Below are 21,800 nucleotides of genomic sequence, written 5' to 3'. Positions count from 1 at the left end.
TCACTCCAGGGCGTACACCGCCCACCGCCCGTGTTCGATCACGGGGTCTCCTGGAGGGGGCGTCGGCGTCTGCTCCCGATCGACGAGCGCGTAGTCGGCGCCGAACGTGTCGCCGAGGCGGGCCCACCCGGCGGGCGTGTGGACGGAGTAGGCGCTGTCCAGCGACGCGCGCCACGCCATCACAGCATCTCCGGTGCGGTCCGGCAGCGGCGCCGGGGCGACCGTCCGGATGCGCGCCAGCCACTCGTGCATCTTGTCGTCCCGGAAGGTGGTCGGCTTGAAGTTGACCGCGACCGATCGGAGCGCGTGGCTCCGGAACGTAGTGGTGGAGGGCGGGACGAGGAAGAGCGCGTCCTGCGGAGTAGAGGCCCGGATCTGCATCTCGGTCCAGTACAGGTCGGTCCCGATGTGCTCGCGCGGGTGCCACATCGCCCCGGGGCGTCCCACATCCGCCACGCTGGCGGCGACCGTTAGCGCCGCCACGGCTCCGGCCGTCGCCCACCCGAGGCGGGGGCGGTCGAACGCCCGGTCGGCCGCCTCTCGCCACCTCGGCGGGACTGCGGCCACGGCCGCGCCCGAGGTCCACGTCAGCAGCACCAGCTTGGCGATCAGCGTCAGGCGAAAGAACTGCATCTTGGCGACCGTCAGGCTCTCCGCGCCCTCGGTCCCTGCCACGTAGGCCGCCACCAGCACGGCGATCACGGCCAGCATCCGCGCGGTCGTCCGGAGGTGCTGGACGGGCGGCTCGCCGCGCCGACGGAGGGCGATCAGGCCGGCGACGCCCACCGCGATCACGATCGCGAATTTGACCAGCACCCCGAGGGGCTGGGCCGAGAGCAGGTAGTGGTGCGCCTGCCGGAGCCACGCCGTCACCGTGAACGTCGTCAGCCCGTCGTCGGGGAGCGGAGGGGCGCCGACCTGCGTCCAGAGCGTCGGGACGAGGATCGGGGCGGCGACGACGGCGAACACGAGTCCGAACGTCACGGCGTCGCGGAGGGCGCGGAGCGGGGCGCCGTCCGCCATCTGCCAGAGGGCGACGAGGCCCAGCAGCAGCCCGATCTGGAGCCCCATCAGGGTCTGCATCCACGCGGTCACGCCGAGGAGCGCGGCGGCGACGAGCGGGCGCCCGCGCAGGAACGCGGCGACGGCCAGCAGCGCGGGGGCCCACGCGATCGACTCGGGTGCCAGCGTCGGCGAGATGAGCGCGTTGCTGCCCGGCGTCCAGTAGATCGTCGCGTACGACGCGAGCACGGCCAGCGTCGCAGCGGTTCGGCTGGGGACCAGCGTCATGCTCAGCCGGAACGCCGCCCAACTGACGCCCGCCCACGCCGCGACGCTCACCACGAACACGGCCACCGGCGGCGGCATCACGAGGCACAGCGCGCGGAGCAGCCCCAGCCACACGAAGCGGACGCTGAACCCGGCCTCTTCATTCAGCAGGTACGGGTCGGTCGAGAACAGCGTCGGGTTGAGGGCGCGCAGCAACTGGGGCAGCAGTTCCTCGTGGTCGCCAGTGCCGTACCCGTAACCGACGCGGAGGTAGGCCGCGACCGTCAGCGCCACGACCACGAACGCCGGCGGGCCGAGCCGTCGGGCGCGCTCCATCATGCCGAGGCCCCACGGGGGCGTCGGGCGGCCGTCCGGGGACGGAGCCGCCCGAGCCGAAACAGCACCATGTCGCGCAGGATGCCCGCCACCGACGCCGGTCCCGCCATCGTGGACTCGCCCGCCACGCGCGGCGTGAACGCGACGCCCACCCGCTCGACACGGAGACCCGCCCGGTGGGCCCACGCCATCAACTCGGCGTCTACGAAACCGCCGTCGCTCTGGAGGTCGGCCCGGTCGAAGACCTCGCGGCGCATCATCTTGAGCGCGAACCCGACGTCGTCCATCGGGACGCCGAGGAGGGTGCGGACGAGGGCGTTGTAGCCGCCCGACAGGATGCGGCGGCGCAGCGAGTACTCCTCGCGGTTGGTGCGGACGCCCGCGACGAGGTCGGCGCCGGTCTCGCCGAGGCGGGCGACGGCGCGGCCCAGCGCCTCCATGTCGAACGGCAGATCGGCGTCGGTCCAGCCCACGACGGGCGCGGTGGTGGCCGCGACGCCTGTTCGCAAGGCGACCCCCTTGCCGCGGTTCTTAGGGTGGTGCACGGCGCGGACGCGGGCGTCCGCCTCGGCGAGGCGGTCGGCCAACCCGGCCGTGCCGTCGGTCGAGCCGTCGTCCACGATGACCAGCTCCCAGCCGCCGTCGACGCGGTCGAGTGCGGCCGTCGCCTGGGCCACGGCCTCGGCGAGGTTGTCGGCCTCGTTGAGGGCGGGCAGGACGAGGGCGACGGCGGGCGGCATGGCCGAAAGATCCCACACGCCGCGCCGGGGTGCCGGTCAAGACCGCGCGACTCCCCCCGACGCCTGGGGGAGCCCGTCCGGTGTACCTATCCACTCCGCGCCATCCTCGGCCCTGCCCTCTCCTTTCCCCTCGGCCCTGCCCTCTCCTCTCCCCACGACCATGCCCATCCGCGAGTTCGATGCCAACCCCGTCTCTGTCCCGGCGCTGTCTGAGGGCCTGTTCGACGCGTCGGGTCGCGTCATTCCCGACCCCAGGGCTCTGCTGGGGGCTGCCGGTGCGGAGGGTGCGTTGAGCCACGCGCTTTCGCTGATCCACGGAGGCGTGCAGACGGCGCCACGCGGCGCCATCCAGGACCCGGCGGGCAGCGCAATCGGGTCCGGGCGGAAGCCCTCGGGCGGCGGAGGCAGTGGGGCGATCTACGGCGCGTTCCCAGACCTCGCCCCGGTCCCGGCCATCCAGCCGCGCTCCGCCATCTTCAACACGTCCACGGGCCCCGGGCGCCGCGTCCTGCACTCGTTCTCGCCCCAGCTGGGACAGACCCCCTCCGATGCGGAGGAGCGGCGGGCGTCGCTGGAGGCCATCGCCAACACCTACGCCAACGCGATCCTGGCCTTCAACGACCGGGCTCCCGACCTCGGCGCCGACGGGACGATCCTCAACCTGACTCCCGTCGCGGCGAAGATCTTCGCCGGCGGGTACAAGAACCCGGCCCTCGATCACCTCGAGCCCAGTTTGTCCATCACCGCGCTCTACCTCGCGGTGTCCGAACTCGCCGGGGCCGACACGTCCATCCCCGCTCTGGCGCTCTACTATTTCGACGCGCCGGTCTTCGCCGCTGCCCAGGCCGTCGCCCGCACGCTGGCGAGCGGATAGCGGGGCCGGTCAGCGAGCCCGAAGCCGGTCGGCCAGTCGGAGGACCGGGTGAGGGAGGAGCCGCGCGAGGGGCGCCGGGGCGAGCACCGGCCCGAACCGCCGCTTAAACTCGGCCACGGACGGCGTGTTGGCGCCGCAGAAGTCGAATAACGTGTGCCCCTCGTCCGCCAGCCGGGGGAGCGTCTGGCCGAGCAGCACGGTCATGGCCGGGCCAGGAATGCTGCCTGCAATCCAGTAAAACGCGGTCCGCCCGTCGGTGGCGATCACGACGGCCGCCTCCACGACCCCATCGCGCCGGGCCGCGACCGTCCGTGCCAGCCCGGCGTGCTGAAAGGCCTCGGCGAGACCGGTCATCCGCGCCTCGTCGAGGCCGAGGTCCAGGTCGTGGCGCCGGTACGAGGCATGGATCAGGCGGACGGCCTCCGACGCCAGCGCGGGGTCCTCGACGACCTCGTAGTCCGCGGAGTCGCGGCGGATGCGGCGGCGCACGTCGGACGAGAAGCGCGCGGCCACGTCGCCATCGAGCGGCAGGTGATAAGTGGAGCGCGGCGTGACGGTCCACCCGGCCCAGGCGTAGGGGCGGAGGTCGTCCTCGGCCAGGGCGAGCATGGCCTGGTCCACCTCGGCGCCGAGGCGGGCGAGGAGGACGTCCAGCGGCGAGTCGCGGCGGTGCGAGGCGGCCTCGGCGAGCGGCACGGTCAGCAGCGGCCGGTGGACCGGGCACAGCGGCGGCAGCGCCGACGCCACGAACGGGCCGCGCCGCTTCTCGTAGACCGGCACCGCAGCCGTCCACGCATCGTCCTCCTCGACGGCCAGGATCCGCGCGTGCAGGCCGAACGCGTCAGAGAACGCCGCCACGGCGTCCGGGTGGTCGAACGCGGTGCGCCCGGGGCTCGCGTCCCAGAGCGCGGCGTAGCGAGGGTCGTCGGGGGCGTGCAGCGGGCTGGAGGCGAGGGGACGACCAAGGTACCGGTGGGCGGTGGGTCGGCGGCCAGTTGGCTGTGGAGGTGACGACCCGAATGCCTGGCAGGGGACTCGTGCCTCCCCCGCGTCTTCGTCCGGTCGTCACCCGGGGCGCGCACAGCCAGCGGAGTGAGGCGTTAGTCTGGTATCGATAGGGACCCAGACCCGGCGAGCCGTGAGGCCGTCGGCCCAGGCTCCCCCCGAAAGGGGACTCTCATGGATGGGAGGTTGAGCATGGAAGCGGACCGGGCGACGCCCGAGGCCACGACGGCCATCCCATGCTCCCGAGGCGCCGCCTCGACCTTCCGCGCCTCGTGGCGCTCGCTCCATGACGTTCTCCGATCTCCCCCTCCACGCCGACCTCGCGGCCACCGTCGCCGACCTCGGCTACGAGCAGCCGACGCCGATCCAGGAGGGACTCATCCCGGTCCTGCTCTCTGGCCGCGACGCCATCGGCCAGGCCCGCACGGGCACCGGCAAGACGGCCGCCTTCGCGCTGCCGCTCCTCCACAAGCTGGGCGCCCACGCGGATCGCGGCCATATCCGGGCCCTCGTCCTCGCCCCGACGCGCGAACTCGCCGTGCAGGTGTCGAGTGCCGTGTTCACGTACGGCCGCTCGCTCAACGTCCGCACGCTGCCCATCACGGGCGGCCAGCCGTACCACAAGCAGACGCGCCGCCTCCAGCAGGGCGTCGACGTGGTCGTCGCCACGCCGGGCCGCCTCGTGGACCTCTTGAACCAGGGGCTCATCGACCTCAGCCACGTCGAAACCGTCGTCCTGGACGAGGCCGACGAGATGCTGTCGATGGGCTTCGCCGACGACCTGGAGACGATCCTCCAGGCGACGCCGCAGGGCCGCCAGACGGCGCTCCTCTCGGCCACGCTGCCGTCGCGCATCCGCCAGATCGCGAGCACCTACCTGAACGACCCCGAGACGATCGCCGTCGCCGAGGGCGACCGGACGGCCGCGGCCATCGAGCAGCGCGCCTACCTCGTCCGCAGCAGCGACAAGCTCTCCGCGCTCGTTCGCCTGATCGAGACCGACGACGTGACGAGCGCGCTCGCGTTCGTCCGCACCCGCGAGGCCACGTCGCGCCTCGCCGCCGACCTGACGGAGCTGGGCTACGCCGCCGAGCCGATCTCGGGCGAACTGAGCCAGGGCGCGCGGACGGCCGTGCTGGGCCGCTTCAAGCAGCAGAAGGTCCGCATCCTGGTCGCCACCGATGTCGCGGCGCGCGGGCTCGACATCGACCACGTCTCGCACGTGTTCAACGTGGACCTGCCCATCGACGCGGAGGCCTACGTGCACCGCGTCGGGCGGACCGGGCGCGCGGGCCGCGACGGCACCGCGCTGTCGCTGGTCGACCCCCGTGAGCGCGGCCTGCTCCACCGCGTCGAGCGCTACGCCAAGCGCGACATCCCGTTCTGCGACCTGCCCTCCGTGGAGGAAGTCGAGGCGGTCCGCACGGAGCGTCTGGCAACGGCCGTCACCGAGGCGCTCGACGCCGCGACGGACATCGACCGGAAGCTGGTCCTCGACCTTGTGACGTCCGGCGAGGACCCGATGCGGATCGCCGCGGCGGCCTTCGCCGTCGCCCGCGAGGCCCGCGCCGAGGCGCCGATCCTGCCGATCTCGCCGGTCCACGACCGCCGCCCGAGCCACCACAGCGGCCCGAGCCGCGGCCCGTCGCACGGCCGCGACCGCAACGCGCGGGAGGAGGGCTACGTCCGCCTCGCGATCGACGCGGGCCGGGACGAGGGCGTGCTCCCGAAGCACGTCGTCAGCGCCATCGCGCGCACGGCCGACATCCCCGGTCGCGCCCTCGGCAAGATCCTGATCAACGACACGCAGACGCTCGTCGACGTGCCGGCCAACTTCGTCGACCAGGTCCTGGCGCAGTCGGGCGACTACCGCTTCGGCAAGCGCATGGCGGCCATCGAGAAGGTCTGATCCGGTCTCGACAGACGGCTTGAGAGGGGACGAGGGGGGAGACCCGCTCGTCCCCTCAGTCGTTTGTAGCGGGCAGCGCCCACGCCGCATAGCCGAGCCCGCCCACGACGGCACCTGCCAGCCCCCACCCCAGGCCTCCCCACACGAGTGCGAGCGTCGCAGGGCTCAGCGCCAGACCGGCTCTGCCGAGGCTCCGCCCGAGGTCGACCACCATGCGCGCTCCCGAGGCGCCTCCGATGTGCGCGACCCACCTGAGCTGGACGACGCGCGCCAGCGTCCCACCGACGGCCAGCGCGCCGAGCGCGGGGCCGACCTCGCCCCACCACGCGCCGAGAACCAGTGCGAGGCCGATCAGGACCGCCGTCCATGCGCCGACGGCCAGCTCGGAGCGCTGCCGCTCGGTCACGTCGAACACGCGCGTCAGCGGGGGGGCGATGGCGGCCAGGAGCAGCCACGGCGAGAGGAGGCGCGCGAACTCGCCCGCCGTCCGCCAGGTCTCCCCGAACACGACCGCGAACAGGTCGGGCCCGAGCAGGGCCACCGCCAGCACCGGGAATACCGCGAACGCGGCCAGCCGCGCGAACACGCGCTCCACGAGCGGACCGAGCTGGTCCTCGCGGTGGGCTTCGGCCGCCCGGACGTAGAACACCTGCCCGACGGCGTCCGTCACCAGTGCCACCGGCACCGCCACCGAGGCGATGGCGACCGTGAAGTAGCCGACCACCGCGGGGCCGAAGGCACTCACCAGCACCAGCGGCGGCAGACGCACCGACAGCTGGCTGAGCCCCGACGCCGGAAGGCCGAACAGGGGGAACCGGCGGAAGCGACGCGCGAGCGCGCGGAGGTCGGCCCCACCCGCCTCGGCCAGTCCGCGAGCCGAGAACGCGAGGCCGAACCCGGCCAGGGCGACCGCGCCCAGCGTCGTTCCCAGCACCAGGCCCCATGCCCCGGCGTCCGTCAGCCCGATCTGCACCGCGACCACCACGACCGCCTGAACCAGCACGCCGACCGACAGCGCGCGGTAGCGCTCGACGCGCGCGAGCCACGTCCGTGACGCCGCCGCCACGCCGAGCGCAGCGGTGACCGGGGGGACGCAGACCAGCAGCGCGGCCAGCTCCGGGGTCCCGAGCGCGCTCGCGATGTCGGTGCGGAACGGGAGGCCCAGCAGCAGCAGCAGGCCCGTGCCGGCCGAGGCGAGCACGGCGAGCAGAAACACGCCCGCGCCGTCGCGGCGGTCGGCCGGCAGCGCGATCGCGTCGTCGTAGCGGAGTGTGGCGAGGATCGCCAGCAGGTAGGCCGGGGCGATGAACACGCCCAGCAGGCCGAACGCCTCGGGCGTGTAGAGCCGCGTCAGGACGGGCCGCGCGGCGAACAGGAGCGCCTGCGCCGCCGTCGCGCCGGTGACGAGCGTCAGCACGTTGCGGAGCGACCGCCCCGCGGCGAGCGCACGCACGCGGTCGGCCAGGGCTCGCGTTCGACTCATGCCCTCCGCCTCGGGGCCGAGGCGGGGGGGCTCGAGGCAGGAGGCCAGACCGCCCGGACGACAGGCAGGTGGCGCGCCGAGAAGCCCGAGCCGCGCCACACGACGCGCCACACGCTACGCGCCTCGCCTCCTTCTGCGTGGACGCGTCGTGGCACTACAGGATGTACTGGCTCAGGTCGCGGTTCTTGACCACGCCCGCCAGCTTGTCCTCCACGTGCTGCTCGGTGATCTCGACGGCGTCGCCGTGCGGGCCGTCGGGGACCTCGAAGAGGAGGTCCTCCAGGAGCGTCGTCAGGATGGTGTGCAGGCGGCGGGCGCCGATGTTCTCGACCTCCTCGTTGACCTGCGCGGCCGTCCGGGCGATGGCGCGCACGGCGCCGTCGGTGAACGTGAGCGTGAAGCCCTCGGAGCCGAACAGCGCCCCGTACTGCTTCAGCAGCGCGTTCTCGGGGGCGGTGAGGATCTGCACGAAGTCGTCCTCCGAGAGCGATTCGAGCTCCACGCGGATCGGGAAGCGGCCCTGGAGCTCCGGGATCAGGTCCGACGGTTTGGAGACGTGGAACGCGCCGGAGGCGATGAACAGGATGTGGTCGGTCTTGACCGATCCGTGCTTCGTCATCACCGTCGAGCCCTCGACGATGGGGAGGAGGTCGCGCTGGACGCCCTCGCGGGACACGTCCGGGCCGGAGCCTCCGCCCGCCTGCTGGCGCCCGGCCACCTTGTCGATCTCGTCGATGAACACGATACCCGCCTGCTCGACGCGCGAGAGCGCGTCCATCTTGGCGGCCTCGCCGTCGATCAGCTTCTGAGCCTCCTCCTGGGCGAGCAGGTCGAGCGCCTCGGGCACCTTGACGCGGCGCTTCTGGCGCTTCTTGCCCATCCCCCCGAGCATCTCCTGGAGGTTGATGCCCATCTCTTCGAGCCCCATCGGGCCGAACATCTGGAGGTTGGTGGTCTTGTCGAGCGACACGTCGATCTCGACCTCGCGGTCGTCGAGGGTGCCGTCCTTGATCCACTCGCGGAAGCGCTCGCGCGTCCGCTGGCGGTGCTCCTCGTCCTCCGAGGGCGGTTGCGGCGTGGCGGGCTGCGCGCCGCCCATCGGGAAGCCGAAGGCGGGCGCCGAGGCGGGCTTCGTCGGCGGGACGAGGAGGTCCAGGAGGCGCTCTTCGGCCTGCTCGCGGGCGGGCCCCTGGACGCGCTCGGCCTGGGCGTCGCGCGCCTGCGCCACCGCGAGATCCATGAGGTCGCGGATCATCGATTCCACATCGCGACCCACGTAGCCGACCTCCGTGAACTTGGTCGCCTCGACCTTGACGAACGGCGCGCCGGTCAGCTTGGCCAGCCGCCGCGCGATCTCCGTCTTGCCGACGCCCGTCGGCCCGATGAGGATGATGTTGGCGGGCGTGATCTCGTCGCGGAGCGCCGGGTCGGCGTGGAGGCGGCGCCAGCGGTTGCGGAGCGCGATGGCGACCGAGCGCTTGGCGTCGCCCTGGCCGACGATGTACTTGTCGAGCTCGGCGACGATCTGGAGAGGCGTCAGCCCGGCGAGGTCGTCCACCTCGGTCTGGGCGTTGGCAGGGAGGGTCAGGAGGGAGTCCATGAGGGAGTCTGCGTTGGTGGCGCCGACTACGCCCCGGGGCCGCGTGGGGATGCGGAAGCGAGGCCGGAAGCCTGAGCGGTCGGCGGTCTTGTTGCGCGTTTCGTGTTTCGCGGGGCCTGGGCGCGCCGCGGACCGCGCGACCGCTCTAGATCTCCGCGTCGTCGTCGAAGGGCAGCCCGTCATCGGTGGCCACCACCCGGGCACCGTGGATCTCCTCGCGGACCTCGATCACGGCCGGGTGCTCGCCGTTGACCAGCAGCACGGTGTAGTCGTAGGGCATGCCCTTGCGGCGCTCCAGGCGGACCGCGCCGCACTCCTCCAGGTCGGCCACGAGCGACTTCGGATCGTGGCCCTCGACTTCGCCGATCTCGTCGGAGAGCCGGCGGAGCAGGGGCGTCAGGTAGATCTCCTCGTACTGACCGAAGAACTTCTCCACGACCTCCAGCGCGTCGTAGTCGATCTCGTAGGCCGGGTCCTGGATCGCCGAGAACTCGGTGGTCTGGATGGCCGTGCCGACCTCGATCTCGGGCACCAGCGCGTTGGCGGGGAGCAACTCGGCGGCGTCGACGAACTCCCCGGCGTCGGTGTGCTCCAGCAGGTACGGCGAGAGGTGCTCCTTGAAGCCGACCACCATCACGCGGCGGCCGTGCGCCAGCAGCGCCGTCACCACGGGCGCGTAGTCGCGGTCGCCCGCGAGCAGCACGAAGGTCGTGACCTCCGGATGCCGGTCGCGCATCTCGATGGCGTCGACGGCGAGCTGGAGGTCGGTCGTGTTGCGGTGCATCGTGGCCGGGACGTAGACCGGCTCGATGGCGTGCAGGTAGAGGCTCCGCTGGACGTGGCGCGTGTGGTCGTCGAGGCCACCGAAGTCGGCGTAGGCGCGACCCCGCACGAGGCGCGTGTCGTCGGCGGCGAGGCGGTCGCGGAGGGCCTTGAAGAGGTGACCCGCGAGGTCTGCCGTGGAGCCATCCCGGCCGATGCGGCCCTTGAGGTAGTGGTGGAGGTTCTGGTAGTCGACGAGGACGGCGGCCTGCCGAGCGCCCTCCGGGCCCTCCGGTACGATTTCAGACATGGGTCGATGGCTGGGAACAGTCGCGCGCGAAGAGTGGCGCGCCGCCGAAAACTACGGCGCGCAGGCCGTAGGCGACCCGACTCTGCTCCAGCGTGGGACCCGGACGGTGTGTACCACCGCGCCAGTGAGCGGACCGGGGCTGCCGTCGCGTGCGCCCCTTCGGCCCATCTGAACGTCAGGTGCCGCGTCCGGGCCGGAGGTCGCGCTCGATGTCCTCCCACGACAGGGCCGCCTCGATGTCCAGCTCGATGAGGTCCTTCCAGGAGCGCAGGGGACGAGCGATCGGGCTGCTACGGGCGATCCCAGTCACCATGCGGGACCACATCGACGTCAGCGTGCCGACGGCGGAGCGGGCCCGGCTCTGTGCGGCCAGGGCGGCGACCGTGCGGCGGAGCGAACCCCAGAGCGTCCCCGACGGCGGCGTAGCGCGGGAGTCCGAATCCGTGGCGATCAGGTGCAGGGCCCGGAGCCGCGGGCACTCGGCGGCGAAGTCCTGAATGTGCCCCGTGGCGATCTCCGCGGCCGACGCGACGCCGTAGATCTCCTCGGCCGTGTCGAGAATGCGCCAGGCGGTGTGGGGAAGGCCGAGGCCCGGCAGAGCCGCGGAGCCCGCGAACAGGTGCAGCCGCCCGGCCCCCTGGTCCGCCTCGCGAAGCGATCGCGCCTCTGCCATCCGATCCTGGGTGACGACGCAGGCCACTGTGCGCGTGTCGGATGCCAGCACCTCCTCGACGATGCGCGCGGACGCACGGGAAGGGTACCCGATCACCAGAACGGTCGGTCCGGGGCCCAGCCTCGGCAGCGTGCGGGAGCGAGCGAGACGCGGGAGCGGGCCCGCCTGGCCGTCGCCCCGAAGCGGTGTGGAGGAGAGAGGAGGCATGGCGTCGAAAGAAATCTGTTGAGCGGTTGCTCAATGAGGATAGGCTACATTGAGCGCCTGGTCAATACTCTCCTCGAAAACGTCCCATGCCCGGTCCCAAAGTCCCCGAAGACCAGCGCCGAGAGGAGGTGCTGGCCGCCGCCTACCGCGTGGCCGCCCGCGACCGCCTCGGGGGGCTCACCACCCGAGCCGTGGCCAAGGAAGCCGGAGTCAGCAACGGACTCGTCTTCTTCCACTTCGTCTCCCGGGAGGGCCTGGTGCTCGCGCTGCTGGACCGCCTGCTGGAGACGACCGTGCTGGCGCCCGACCGGGCAGGGATGGAAGAGGCATCGCCGGTCCTGCGCCTCCTCCGGACCATCGAGCGCGATGTCGAGGGACTGCCCGCCAACAGGAACCGCGTCGCCCTGCTCATCGACTTCTGGGTGATGGGGACCCAGCATGCAGAGGTCCAGACCCGGATTCGGAAGGCGCTGAGCGACTACCGGGAGGCGTACGTGCCTCTCACGTCGGCGGCCATCGAGAGCGAGCCCGAGCGGTACCCCGGCGTGACCCCCGAGTCACTGGCCGCCGTCGCGACCGGGTTCATCGAGGGCTGTGCGCTCCAGGTCGTGATGGACCCGGAGCGGTTCGACGTGGTGGCCTACCTGTCTACGCTGCGCGCCCTGGTGTTGCACGAGGCGCCGTCGGCGGGGCTACGCGTGGGCTGACCGGCCGTCGAGCTACTCGGCCTCCAACTCCAAGACGGTCGTGTTGAGGTTGGTGTAGATGCAGATCTCGCCCGCGATGCGGAGGCCCTCCTCGACCATCTCCTTGGCCGAGAGCTCCGGCGCGTGCTTCATCATGGCACGGCCCGCCGCGAGGGCGTAGCTGCCGCCCGAGCCGATGGCCAGGATCGGGTCGTCGGGCTCGATCACGTCGCCGGTGCCGGAGACCAGCAGCAGGCGGTCCGGCGCGGCGACGGCCAGAAGCGCCTCCAGCCGCCGCAGGTAGCGGTCCGTGCGCCAGTCCTTGGCCAGTTCGACGGCCGCGCGGACGGTGTTGCCGCCGTACTGCTCCAGCTTGGCCTCGAAGCGCTCGAAGAGCGTGAACGCGTCCGCGGTGGACCCTGCGAAGCCGCACAGCAGCTTGCCGCCGTAGAGCGGGCGCACCTTCTGCGCCTTGTGCTTCATCACGGTGTCGCCCATGGTGGCCTGCCCGTCGGAGCCGAGGGCGACGCGGCCGTTGTGGAGAACGCCGAGGACGGTCGTGGCGTGGATGGGAGTCATGCGAGTGCGGAGTGATGGATACAGAGTGGGTCAGACGGAAGCCGACGCGCGAAGACGCACGCGGATGGGGCGGCCCTTCACCCTTCACTCTTTACTCACTACCGCCCTTCGTAGTCCGCCAGCAGTTCCACGATCTGGTCCTGGGCCTGGTTGACGCGGCTCGTGGACGTCGTGTAGTTGTTGCAGAGCAGCGAGAACGCCAGCACATCGCCACGCTCGGAGGTGACGTAGCCGGAGAGCGTGCGCGCGCCGGAGATGTAACCGGTCTTGGCGCGGACGTTGCCGCGAGCGTCCCCAGAGCGGTAGCGGTTGCGGAGTGTCCCTGTGTAGCCGCCCACCGGCAGTGAGGCCTCGAAGGCCTCACGCGTGGCGCGGTCCGGGTGCTCGTGCATGCCCCGAAGGATGCTCACCAGGCCGAAGGGCGTGAGTCGGTTGAGGGCCGAGAGCCCCGAGCCGTCCGCCACGCGGAAGCTCTCCGGGTCGACGCCGAGGCGCTGCAGAAAGGGCTTGGTGGCTTCGAAGCCCGCGAACGCGGAGCCGGTCGGCAGGTCGGTGCCGCGGTAGACGTACGCGCCCATCGTGCGGAGCAGGTGCTCCGCGTAGAGGTTGTTCGAGTCCTCGTTGGTCTGCTGGACGATCTCCGCCAGTGATGGCGAGATGTGGGTCGCGACGCGGGTGAGCATCTCGTAGCGCGGGCGGCGCCCCCACTCGTCTACGTCCACGGCCTCGCCGGCGACCTCGATGCCGTGGTCACGCAACACGCCGATGAGCGTCGAGGAGAAGTAGTCGGTCGGGTTGACGATGGAGAGGTCCTCGGTCTCGGTCCGCCCGGCCGGGACGCTGGCGGTGACCGTGAACACGTTGTCGCCGAGGGCGCGGTCGTAGCCTTCGCGGATGCTGCCGCCCGCGGTCGTGGTGGAGCGGTTCACGAAGCGGACGTACCCGTAGTCGGGCTCGGCGACGATGCGGGCGGGCTGTCCCGGCGACGTGCCGCGCACCTCGACGTGGACCGTGCCCTCGTTGAACTGCAGGCCTGAGATCTCGGCGCCGTAGTACCACTTCAGGTCGTCCCACTGCCAGCCCTGCCCCAGCGGGACGTTGTCGAACACGTCGTCGTCGCCCACGACAGGCCCCTCCACCCGGCGGATTCCCAGCGCGCGGAGGCTGTCGGCCCACTGGCGGAAGACGCCCAGCGCGTCCCCGTCGCGGAAGCGGCCGCCGAACGACGGGTCGCCCGCGCCGCGGACGACGAGCGCTCCGAGCAGCGTGCCGTTCTGGATCGGGCCGTCGGCGTAGAGGCGCGTGGCATACTGGAAGTCCGGGCCCAGGGCGTCGAGCGCGGCGGCGGTCGAGAGCAGCTTCATGTTACTCGCCGGGATGAAGCGCCGCTCGGCGTTGCGGTCGTAGAGCACCTCGCCGTTCGACAGGTTGACGACGTAGGCGCCCCAGTACGCGTCGTTGAACGCGCTCGCATCGAGCGCCTCGGTGATCAACTCAGCGAGCCCGGCCCGCGTCGACGTCGTCTGCGCGTCCGCGCGGACGGCGACCAGGGCGATGAGGAGGACGGCCCAGCGGGCAGCGGAACGAAAGCGAACAGGCATGGGGAGACCGACGGGAGGCGTCAGAACGGAGAGAGGAAACGGGATCGTACCGACGGGGCGCCCGGCCGCGGGGAGCCGGGGCTACTCCTCGGTCGCCGCCTCCAGTTGCGCGTCGAGGGCGGAGGTCGCCCGCTCGATGCCGAGCGAGTCGCGCGCCTGGGCCTCCAAGATCGCCTGCTCCGGGTCGGGCCGCGTCAGGAGCACGTACACGTAGCCGACCTCGGAGATCGGGGCGGCCGGCTCGAGCTGGATCACGTAGTCGTTCCGACCTGCCGCCGCGTAGGCGGTGTCCACGCGGCCGACCGAGATGCCTGCCGGGAAGACGCCGGAGAAGGGGCTCGTCACCACCAGCATGCCGCGCTCGACCGGCTCCGTCTTGACGACGTACTCCATCGTCAGCTTGTCGAATGACGCGCCGTCCCACCGGACGACGCCCTCGCGACCCAACTCCTCGATGGAGGCGGGCACCCGGAACTGGGTGTTCTGATGCGGCATCACGACCGCGTACCGGTCGTTGGTCAGGATCACCCGGCCGACGATCCCCCGCTCGTTGATGACCGGCATCCCGATCTCCACCGAGTCCCGCTCGCCTACGTCGATCGTCAGCAGGTTGGACTGCTCGGTGATGTCCTTCGCCACCACACGCCCGACCACGCGTCGGATGGTGGTCGTGTCCTCGAACTGGAGAAGCGCGCGAAGCTGGGCGTTCTCGGCCGCGGCCTCGCGGAGACGGGCCACGTCGGCGGAGAGGTCGGCCGTCTCCATCCGGAGCCGCTCGTTCTCCTCCAGCGACTGACGGAAGCGCGCGGCGCGCTCGAAGACGCCCTCGACCGGGGCCGTCACCGCGAGGCTCGCAGCGCGGGCTGCGCGCAGGGCCGGTCCGTTGCGGCCGACGAAGATCACCACCCCGATCAGGAGGAGGGTCCCGAATACGACGTAGTCACGGGTCCGCTCCCAGATCTGCTGCGCGAGGGCCATCCGGAGAGAAGGGGAGAAGGTGGGAGAGGAGACGAGGGGGGACCTACTCCCGACGGGGCGGAGGGTTCAGCGCTCGGAGGAATCCGCACCTCAGAACCGAGGGCCCCCGCTCACGGTGAGCCCTCGGGTGCCCGGTCCGGATCCCTAGTTGCTCAGCACCGGCATGTAGCCGTCGATGTCCTCCAGCACCGCGCCCGTGCCCCGGACGACCGCCGTCAGGGGGTCCTCGGCCGAGAAGACCGGCAGCTCGGTGCGCTCGCGGAGGTACTCGTCGAGGCCCTTCAGCAGCGCGCCGCCGCCGGTGAGCATGATGCCGCGCTCCAGCACGTCGCCGCCGAGCTCCGGGGGCGTCCGCTCCAGGGCGCGGACGACGGCCGCGGCGATCTGGTTGACGCTGGGCCGCAGCGCCTCGCGCACGTCCTCCGAGGACACGACGCGCGTCTTCGGGACGCCCGTCACGAGGTCGCGCCCCTTGACCGAGAGCTCCAACTCGGGGTCCAGCTTCTGAGCCGACCCGATCTCGCACTTGATCCGCTCGGCCGTCCGCTGCCCGATGAGCAGGTTGTGGTGCTTCTTGAAGTACTGCATCACCGCCTCGTCGAGCTCGTTGCCACCGACGCGGATCGACTCGTCCACGACGATGCCGTTGAGCGCGATCACCGCGATCTCGGTCGTGCCGCCGCCGATGTCCACGATCATGTTGCCGACCGGCTCCTGGACGTTCAGTCCGATGCCGATGGCTGCCGCCATGGGCTCGTCGATGAGCATCACCTGACGGGCGCCCGCGTTCTGGGCGGCGTCCTTGACGGCGCGGCGCTCGACCTCCGTAATCCCGCTCGGCACGCAGATCACCATCCGCCCGATGCTGGTCAGCCAGCCCGGCTTGATGCGGCGGATGAAGCCGCGGATGAGGGCGTCGGCCACCGAGAAGTCCGCGATGACGCCGTCGTTGAGCGGCCGGATGGTCTCGATGTCCTTGTGCGTCCGCTCGTGCATCATCAGCGCCTCGGTGCCGATGGCGACCGGCTTGCCACTGCGGCGGTCGATGGCGACGATGGAGGGCTCATTGAGCACGATGCCCTTGTCGCGGACGTGGATGAGCGTGTTGGCGGTGCCGAGGTCGATGGCGACGTCGACCGAGAACGGGTTGAGCACGAGAGAGAGGGGGAGGTCGGGCGGCGCCGAAGCACCGGTCAATAGCAGAGAGAGGCGTGTGATTTGCTAGAACCTCCTCCATCCAGGAGCCCCAGGGGACAAATCGCGCGCAGGATTAAGCTAACGAGGGCCCCGAGCGTTCCTGTCCCGATCGCCCTTGATTTTTCAGGGAGGACCCGGACGCCGCCCCGACCGGAGCACGCCGCAGTCGGGGGTTAGTGGAGGCGGGGAAACGGGCAGGCTCGGAGGCCGTGGCGACGCGCTCGGTCCGCGGCCCGTGCTCGGTTCTGGGTCAGTGCCGGAAGTGCCGGGTGCCGGTGAAGGCCATCGCCACGCCGCGCGCGTTCGCCGCCGCGATCACCTCGTCGTCGCGGACGCTCCCGCCCGGCTGGACGGCCGCGGTCGCGCCCGCCTCGGCGGCGGCTTCGAGGCCGTCGGCGAAGGGGAAGAAAGCGTCCGAGGCGACCACGCAGCCGGCGAAGTCGAGCGCCGACTTGGCGCCCTTCGAGACCGCGATCTCCGACGCGTCGATGCGGCTCATCTGCCCCGCACCGATGCCGAGCGTCGCGCCGTCCTTGGCGTAGACGATGGCGTTCGACTTGACGTGCTTGCAGACGCGCCAGGCGAAGTCGAGGTCGGCCCACTCGCGCTCGGACGGCTGGCGCTCGGTCGGCACCGTCCACCCGTCACGCACGTCGGCAGCCAGCGTCGCGTCGCGGTCCTGGACGAGGAGCCCGCCCGCGACCGTCCGCACGGTCGGTCCCGTGCCCGAGGCGGACAGGTCGGCGCGGACGAGGCGGCGGTTGGCCTTCTGCATCAGGAAATCGAGCACGCCCTCCTCGAACGACGGCGCGATGATGATCTCGGTGAACACCGCGTCGATGGCCTCGGCCGTCGCCCGGTCCAGCGGTTGGTTGACCACCACGATGCCGCCGAACGGGCTCTGGCGGTCGGTGGCGAACGCCTTCGCGTAGGCCTCGGCCAGCGTCTCGGCCTGCCCGACGCCGCACGGGTTGGTGTGCTTCAGGATGGCGACCGTCGGCCGTCCGCCGTCGAACTCGGCGATCAGGTCGAGCGCCGCCGTCAGGTCGATCAGGTTGTTGAACGACAGCGCTTTGCCGTGGAGCACGTCGTAGCGTTCCGAGGCGTCGCCGTAGAGCGCGGCGCGCTGGTGAGGGTTTTCGCCGTAGCGCAAGTCCTCGCCTGCCTTCGACAGGTCGACTGTGAATGAGGCGGGCAGGGCCTTTGCCTCGGCGTCTGCGGAGGCCGAGGCGGCCGAGTCCTGGGCGAAGAACGCCGCGATGGCGGTGTCGTAGTCGGCCGTGTGGGCGAACGCCGCGCCCGCGAGTCGGCGCCGGGTCGCCATCGCGAGCGTCCCGTCGTGCGCCTCCAGTTCGTCGGCGACGGCGTCGTAGTCGGCCGGGTCCACGACCGCGGCGACGGAGGCGAAGTTCTTGGCCGCCGCGCGCAGCATGCCCGGCCCGCCGATGTCGACGTTCTCGGCCGCGACCGCGTCCGTCGCGCCACCCTTCGTGGCTTCGCGGAACGGGTACAGGTTGACGACCACCAGGTCGATGGCGCCGATGCCGTGCTCGGCCAGCTCGGCCAGATCCTCCGGGTCGGTGCGTCGCGCCAGGATGCCGCCGTGGATGGCCGGGTGGAGGCTCTTGACGCGCCCGCCGAGGATCTCCGGGAAGCCGGTCGCGTCGGCCACGTCGGTCACCGGCACGCCCGCCTCGCGAAGCGCGCGGGCGGTGCCGCCGGTCGACAGCATCTCGACGCCGAGCGCGTGGAGCCGTTGCCCGAGGTCGGCCAGGCCGGTCTTGTCGCTGACGGAGAGGAGAGCGCGGCGCACGGGCGCGCGGTCGGGCGGGTCGGGGAGGTCCTTGACAGCGATCACGGGGCGGAGGGCGGGGTGGAGAGGAGGGAAACGCGGCCGTCGGCCACGCGGAGGCGGCCGTCGGCGAGGAGGGCGAGGGCGTCGGGGAAGAGGCGGTGCTCGACGGCGAGGACGCGCGCGGCCAGCGTCTCGGCGGTGTCGTCGGGCTGGACGCGGACGGCCTCCTGCAGCACGATCGGCCCGGTGTCGTATTGGTCGTCGACGAGGTGGACCGTGGCGCCGGAGACGCGGCACCCGGCGTCGAGCACGCCCTGGTGGACGCGCCTCCCGTACCACCCGGTCCCGCCGAACGCGGGCAGCAGCGACGGGTGGACGTTCAGGATGCGGTCGCGGAAGGCCCACACGACGGGCGCGGGGATCTTGCGGAGGTAGCCCGCCAGCGCCACCGTGTCGGCCTCGGCGCGGGCGAGGGCGTCGAGGAGGGCGTCTGAGAAGTGGGTCTCGTCGGAGAGCGGCGCGATCACCTCGGTCGGGAGGCCGCGCGCCTCGGCGCGGGCGAGAGCCCCGCACCCGGGTCGGTCGCTGATGAGGAGCACCGGCTCAGCGCGGAGCGCCCCCGCGTCGATGGCGTCCAGGATCGCGCCGACGTTGGAGCCGCCGCCGGAGGCGAAGAAGGCGAGGCGCATCAGCGGGGCCGGGTGCGGAGGATGTGGACCAAGAGCGAGGCGACCAGCACGAGCGTGACCGCGTTGGCCGCGATGATGGGGAGGTCGCGCACCAGGAGGCCGTAGACCAGCCAGAGCCCGATGCCGAGCGTGATGAGGACGTACATCCCCAGGGAGAGATCCGCCGACGAGCCGGACCGCCACGCCTTCACGACCTGGGGAATGAAGGAGGCCGTCGTGCAGGCTGCGGCGGCGAGGCCGAGAAGCGTGATGCCGGTCATCCCGTGACGGAGTCGAGCACGTGGAGCGTGGCCGCGCGGTCGTCGCACGTCAGCCGGGCGCGGACGCCGACCGGCAGGGTGCTCTTGCGCGGCACATGCCCATACACGAGCCCGCTCGCCACCGGCCCACCGACGTACGGCGCGTACTGCGCCAGCACCTCGTCGACCGAGAACGTCGGCCGGTCGGGCGGCACGTCGGCGTCGGTGAACAGCCCGAACACCAGCCCGCCGAGTCGCTCCAGCACCCCCGCGAGGCGGAGGCGGGCGAGCATCCCGTCGATCCGGTACGGCGCCTCGCCCACGTCCTCGACGAACAGGATCGCGCCGGTCAGGTCGGGGAGGTAGGGGGTGCCGAGCAGCGCCGTGACGAGCGCGAGGTTGCCGCCGAGCAGCACGCCCTCGGTCTCGCCCTCGGCCAGCGGCGTCAGCGCCTCGCCGCCCGGGCCGCGCACGTCGTACCCGGCGTCCCCGCCGACGACGCGCCAGAAGTCCGCCTCGGTGTCGGCGTCGAGCCCCTTCGCCCAGTCGGAAGCGACCATCGGACCGGAAACGCCCGTCAGCCCGGCCTCCGTCCAGAGGGCGAGGTGGAGCGCGGTGATGTCGGAGTAGCCGACGATCAGCTTGGGGTGCGCGCGAGCGGCTTCGTAGTCGATCCGGTCGAGGATCCGGAGCAGGCCGTAGCCGCCCCGGAGGCACACGAGGGCGTCCACGTCGTCGCGGCGGAGGGCGGCGTTGAGGGCGCCGGCACGAGCGGCGTCGGACCCGGAGAGGTAGGCGATGGGCCCGCCGGTCACATCGGCGACGTCGACCTGGAGGCCGCGGGCGCGGAGCGCGGCGAGCCCGGTGGCCGCGTCGGCGGCGTCCAGCGCCGCGCTGGCGGGTGCGACCACGGCGACACGGCCGGATGGCGAGAGCGGGCGGGGGAGGGACACGGCGACCGGGGGAGACGCTGGAAGCTACCGGGCCGCGACGCTCGTCGCCCGACCCGCCGACGTGTTTCGTGCCTCCGTCTGTCGCCAGACCAGGGGCGGTTCCGCTCTGGCCTCGCCCCGGCCGCGTCGTGCAAGGTCTCCCGGCACGCTCGGCGCATCGGCTTGCGTTACACTCGAACCGAGCGGACGGTCTTGCGTTCGCTCTCCGCCCCCCACGCCGTTCCGATGTCCCGTCTTTCCCTCCTTCTCGTCCTCCCGTTCCTGCTCGTCGCTTGCGACACGGCAGGCAACGCCATCGACCCGCAGACCGGCTTCGACCCGTCCACGGTCGACTACGACGCCGTCGAGTCGCTCGACTTCGACCAGTACGTGCGCCCGCTGCTGGCCGCGCGCAACGTCCTGTCGCCGACCGCGGGCGGCACCGGCGACCCGGCCGACTACGACCTGATGGACGTGGTGATGGCGGGCCCGAGCGGCTTCGTGGTCCCGTTCGACGCCGAGGGCAGCCTGATGCTTCGCCTCGTTCGCGACCTGCCCGACTCGGTGGCGATCCCGATGCCCAACCTGCGGACGCTGGAGGATGACGAGGTCCGCTACCTCGCGCGCTGGATCGAGGGCGGTGCCAAGGATGGCGACGTGATCCCCTTCGCCGACGCCGAACACGTGATGCTGGCGGGCGTCCAGGCCGAGAACTACATCGCGCTGATCGACGCCGAGACGCTGCGTCTCATCCGCCGGATCGACTTCGACGCGATCGGCATTCCCAGCGCGCCCTACGGCCCGCACCACTTCGCCTTCGAGCCCGACGGCCGGACGGCCTACGTCTCGCTCGTCTCGGCGGGCGTCGTCGCGAAGGTCAGCCTGGACCTGTCGAAGGACCCGGATGAGTCGCTCCTCGGACGCACCGAGGCGGGCGTTTTCGCGACGCCGGGCATGATGTCGCTCGACCCGTCCTCCAACCGCATCTTCGTCGGCCGCTCGACGCTCTCCGACCCGCTCGCGAACGGCTTCGGCATCCTCGACCGCGAGACGATGGCGATGGAGGTCATCGACACGCCGTTCAACGTGCCGCACGCGATGACGGCGACGCCCGACGGGCGCTTCGCGATCACGGCTGAACTGACCGGCACGCAGGCCGAGAGCCGCGCGCTGGTCTACGACACCGCCACCGGCGACCTCGCCCTCCTCGCCATCCCGTCCGACGGGGCGCCGCGTGAGTTCATCCACTTCAGCATCCTCGGCGTCCACCACGCGGGGATGGGGCACAGCGGCATGGACCATGGCTCGATGGCCGGGTACCCGTACACGGTCACGCTCACGTCGCGGTCGACCGACGAGGTGCTCTTCCTGTCACTGGCCGAGGATGGCACGCTGACGTTCGACGCGGCCTACCCGGCCGGCGATGGCCCGTACCACGCGCATGCCAACCACGACGGCACGTCGCTCCTGATCCCCGACCAGCGGGGCGACACGGTCACGATTCTCAACGCCGAGACGCGCGCCCTCGTCCGCACGGTCGATGCCGGGGCGCCCGCGGGGCCGCTCAGCCAGCCCCACAGCCCGGCCCCGGCCATGGACGGGACGCGCTTCTTCGTCACGTCGTCCAACCTGAACGGCGCCTGGACGCCCCCCTTCCTGTTCATGCCGCCGGGCGAAGGCGACCGCGAGCCGCTCGGCGCGGCGTCGTTCGGCAACGTGGCTGCGTTCTCGCCGACCGGCGAGGTGCTCGGCGTCGTCCAACTGGGTGCGTACCCGTCCGGCCTGGAGCCGGTCATGATCCAGCCCGCGATGGACCACGGGGGCATGGACCACAGTGAGATGGACCACGGCTCGATGGATCACGAGGGCATGGACCACGGCGACATGTAGGCCGCCGCCCGCCTCGGTCGTTCTCCCGGCCCCTCCGCCGCCCCGG

The 21,800-nt window shown here is 71.9% G+C and carries 19 protein-coding genes; 4 read left to right on the top strand and 15 right to left on the bottom strand.

Annotation, left to right across the window (positions count from 1 at the left end; genetic code table 11):
* Both B1759_RS18775 and B1759_RS18770 read right to left on the bottom strand, forming a co-directional pair.
* Positions 1 to 1,608 (bottom strand): DUF6798 domain-containing protein, encoded by a 1,608-nt coding sequence (locus tag B1759_RS18775; RefSeq protein WP_143537495.1) that lies wholly within the window; start codon positions 1,606 to 1,608, stop codon positions 1 to 3.
* A complete protein-coding gene (locus B1759_RS18770) occupies positions 1,605 to 2,345 on the bottom strand; it encodes a glycosyltransferase family 2 protein (protein WP_095516604.1) in 741 nt (246 codons plus the stop codon). The genes B1759_RS18775 and B1759_RS18770 overlap by 4 nt, the downstream gene beginning before the upstream one ends.
* Positions 2,346 to 2,505: 160 nt before the next feature.
* Between B1759_RS18770 and B1759_RS18765 the strand changes: the two genes are divergently transcribed.
* Positions 2,506 to 3,219, top strand: a complete 714-nt coding sequence (locus tag B1759_RS18765; RefSeq protein WP_095516603.1) for a hypothetical protein — start codon at positions 2,506 to 2,508, stop codon at positions 3,217 to 3,219.
* A gap of 9 nt (positions 3,220 to 3,228) precedes the next feature.
* Here B1759_RS18765 and B1759_RS18760 read toward each other — a convergent pair whose 3' ends face one another.
* A complete protein-coding gene (locus B1759_RS18760; RefSeq protein ID WP_095516602.1) occupies positions 3,229 to 4,077 on the bottom strand; it encodes a GNAT family N-acetyltransferase in 849 nt (282 codons plus the stop codon).
* Positions 4,078 to 4,510: 433 nt separating this feature from the next.
* Between B1759_RS18760 and B1759_RS18755 the strand changes: the two genes are divergently transcribed.
* Complete coding sequence (locus tag B1759_RS18755; protein ID WP_095516601.1) at positions 4,511 to 6,133, top strand: DEAD/DEAH box helicase; 1,623 nt, start codon at positions 4,511 to 4,513, stop codon at positions 6,131 to 6,133.
* A gap of 55 nt (positions 6,134 to 6,188) precedes the next feature.
* Here the strand turns inward: B1759_RS18755 and B1759_RS18750 are convergent, their stop codons facing one another.
* The 4 genes from B1759_RS18750 to B1759_RS18735 form a co-directional block, all read right to left on the bottom strand.
* A complete protein-coding gene (locus tag B1759_RS18750; RefSeq protein WP_095516600.1) occupies positions 6,189 to 7,616 on the bottom strand; it encodes a lipopolysaccharide biosynthesis protein in 1,428 nt (475 codons plus the stop codon).
* Between the two features lie 154 nt (positions 7,617 to 7,770).
* Complete coding sequence (gene hslU / locus B1759_RS18745) at positions 7,771 to 9,216, bottom strand: ATP-dependent protease ATPase subunit HslU (protein WP_095516599.1); 1,446 nt, start codon at positions 9,214 to 9,216, stop codon at positions 7,771 to 7,773.
* A gap of 145 nt (positions 9,217 to 9,361) precedes the next feature.
* Positions 9,362 to 10,288, bottom strand: a complete 927-nt coding sequence (locus B1759_RS18740) for an NYN domain-containing protein (RefSeq protein ID WP_095516598.1) — start codon at positions 10,286 to 10,288, stop codon at positions 9,362 to 9,364.
* A 175-nt stretch (positions 10,289 to 10,463) separates the two neighbouring features.
* A complete protein-coding gene (locus tag B1759_RS18735; RefSeq protein WP_143537494.1) occupies positions 10,464 to 11,168 on the bottom strand; it encodes a hypothetical protein in 705 nt (234 codons plus the stop codon).
* Positions 11,169 to 11,254: 86 nt separating this feature from the next.
* Here B1759_RS18735 and B1759_RS18730 point away from each other — a divergent pair, with 86 nt between their 5' ends.
* Positions 11,255 to 11,875, top strand: a complete 621-nt coding sequence (locus B1759_RS18730; protein WP_095516596.1) for a TetR/AcrR family transcriptional regulator — start codon at positions 11,255 to 11,257, stop codon at positions 11,873 to 11,875.
* A 12-nt stretch (positions 11,876 to 11,887) separates the two neighbouring features.
* Here the strand turns inward: B1759_RS18730 and hslV are convergent, their stop codons facing one another.
* The 8 genes from hslV to B1759_RS18690 all read right to left on the bottom strand — a co-directional run bounded on the left by hslV (position 11,888) and on the right by B1759_RS18690 (position 19,885).
* Positions 11,888 to 12,433, bottom strand: a complete 546-nt coding sequence (gene hslV, locus B1759_RS18725) for an ATP-dependent protease subunit HslV (RefSeq protein ID WP_095516595.1) — start codon at positions 12,431 to 12,433, stop codon at positions 11,888 to 11,890.
* A gap of 98 nt (positions 12,434 to 12,531) precedes the next feature.
* Complete coding sequence (gene dacB, locus B1759_RS18720; protein ID WP_095516594.1) at positions 12,532 to 14,034, bottom strand: D-alanyl-D-alanine carboxypeptidase/D-alanyl-D-alanine-endopeptidase; 1,503 nt, start codon at positions 14,032 to 14,034, stop codon at positions 12,532 to 12,534.
* An 81-nt stretch (positions 14,035 to 14,115) separates the two neighbouring features.
* Complete coding sequence (gene mreC, locus B1759_RS18715; protein WP_095516593.1) at positions 14,116 to 15,012, bottom strand: rod shape-determining protein MreC; 897 nt, start codon at positions 15,010 to 15,012, stop codon at positions 14,116 to 14,118.
* Between the two features lie 144 nt (positions 15,013 to 15,156).
* Entirely contained in the window at positions 15,157 to 16,167 is a 1,011-nt protein-coding gene (locus B1759_RS18710) for a rod shape-determining protein (protein ID WP_095516646.1), read from the bottom strand.
* A 292-nt stretch (positions 16,168 to 16,459) separates the two neighbouring features.
* The gene (gene purH, locus B1759_RS18705) at positions 16,460 to 18,064 is read right to left on the bottom strand and encodes a bifunctional phosphoribosylaminoimidazolecarboxamide formyltransferase/IMP cyclohydrolase (protein WP_095516645.1); all 1,605 of its coding nucleotides are present in this window, start codon (positions 18,062 to 18,064) and stop codon (positions 16,460 to 16,462) included.
* Positions 18,064 to 18,693, bottom strand: a complete 630-nt coding sequence (gene purN, locus B1759_RS18700; RefSeq protein ID WP_095516592.1) for a phosphoribosylglycinamide formyltransferase — start codon at positions 18,691 to 18,693, stop codon at positions 18,064 to 18,066. The genes purH and purN overlap by 1 nt, the downstream gene beginning before the upstream one ends.
* Complete coding sequence (locus B1759_RS18695; RefSeq protein ID WP_095516591.1) at positions 18,693 to 18,953, bottom strand: SemiSWEET family sugar transporter; 261 nt, start codon at positions 18,951 to 18,953, stop codon at positions 18,693 to 18,695. The genes purN and B1759_RS18695 overlap by 1 nt, the downstream gene beginning before the upstream one ends.
* Positions 18,950 to 19,885: an LD-carboxypeptidase gene (locus B1759_RS18690; protein ID WP_095516590.1), complete on the bottom strand. Its 936-nt coding sequence runs from the start codon at positions 19,883 to 19,885 to the stop codon at positions 18,950 to 18,952. Before B1759_RS18690 ends, B1759_RS18695 begins: the two co-directional genes overlap by 4 nt.
* 225 nt (positions 19,886 to 20,110) lie before the next feature.
* Here B1759_RS18690 and B1759_RS20085 point away from each other — a divergent pair, with 225 nt between their 5' ends.
* Positions 20,111 to 21,754, top strand: a complete 1,644-nt coding sequence (locus tag B1759_RS20085; RefSeq protein ID WP_095516589.1) for a hypothetical protein — start codon at positions 20,111 to 20,113, stop codon at positions 21,752 to 21,754.
* Positions 21,755 to 21,800 lie beyond the last annotated feature (46 nt).

This window comes from Rubrivirga sp. SAORIC476 (assembly GCF_002283555.1).
In the GTDB taxonomy this organism is placed as follows: domain Bacteria; phylum Bacteroidota; class Rhodothermia; order Rhodothermales; family Rubricoccaceae; genus Rubrivirga.
The sequence above is the reverse complement of the archived record's forward strand: the minus strand, read 5'-3'. Positions and strand labels throughout refer to the sequence as shown.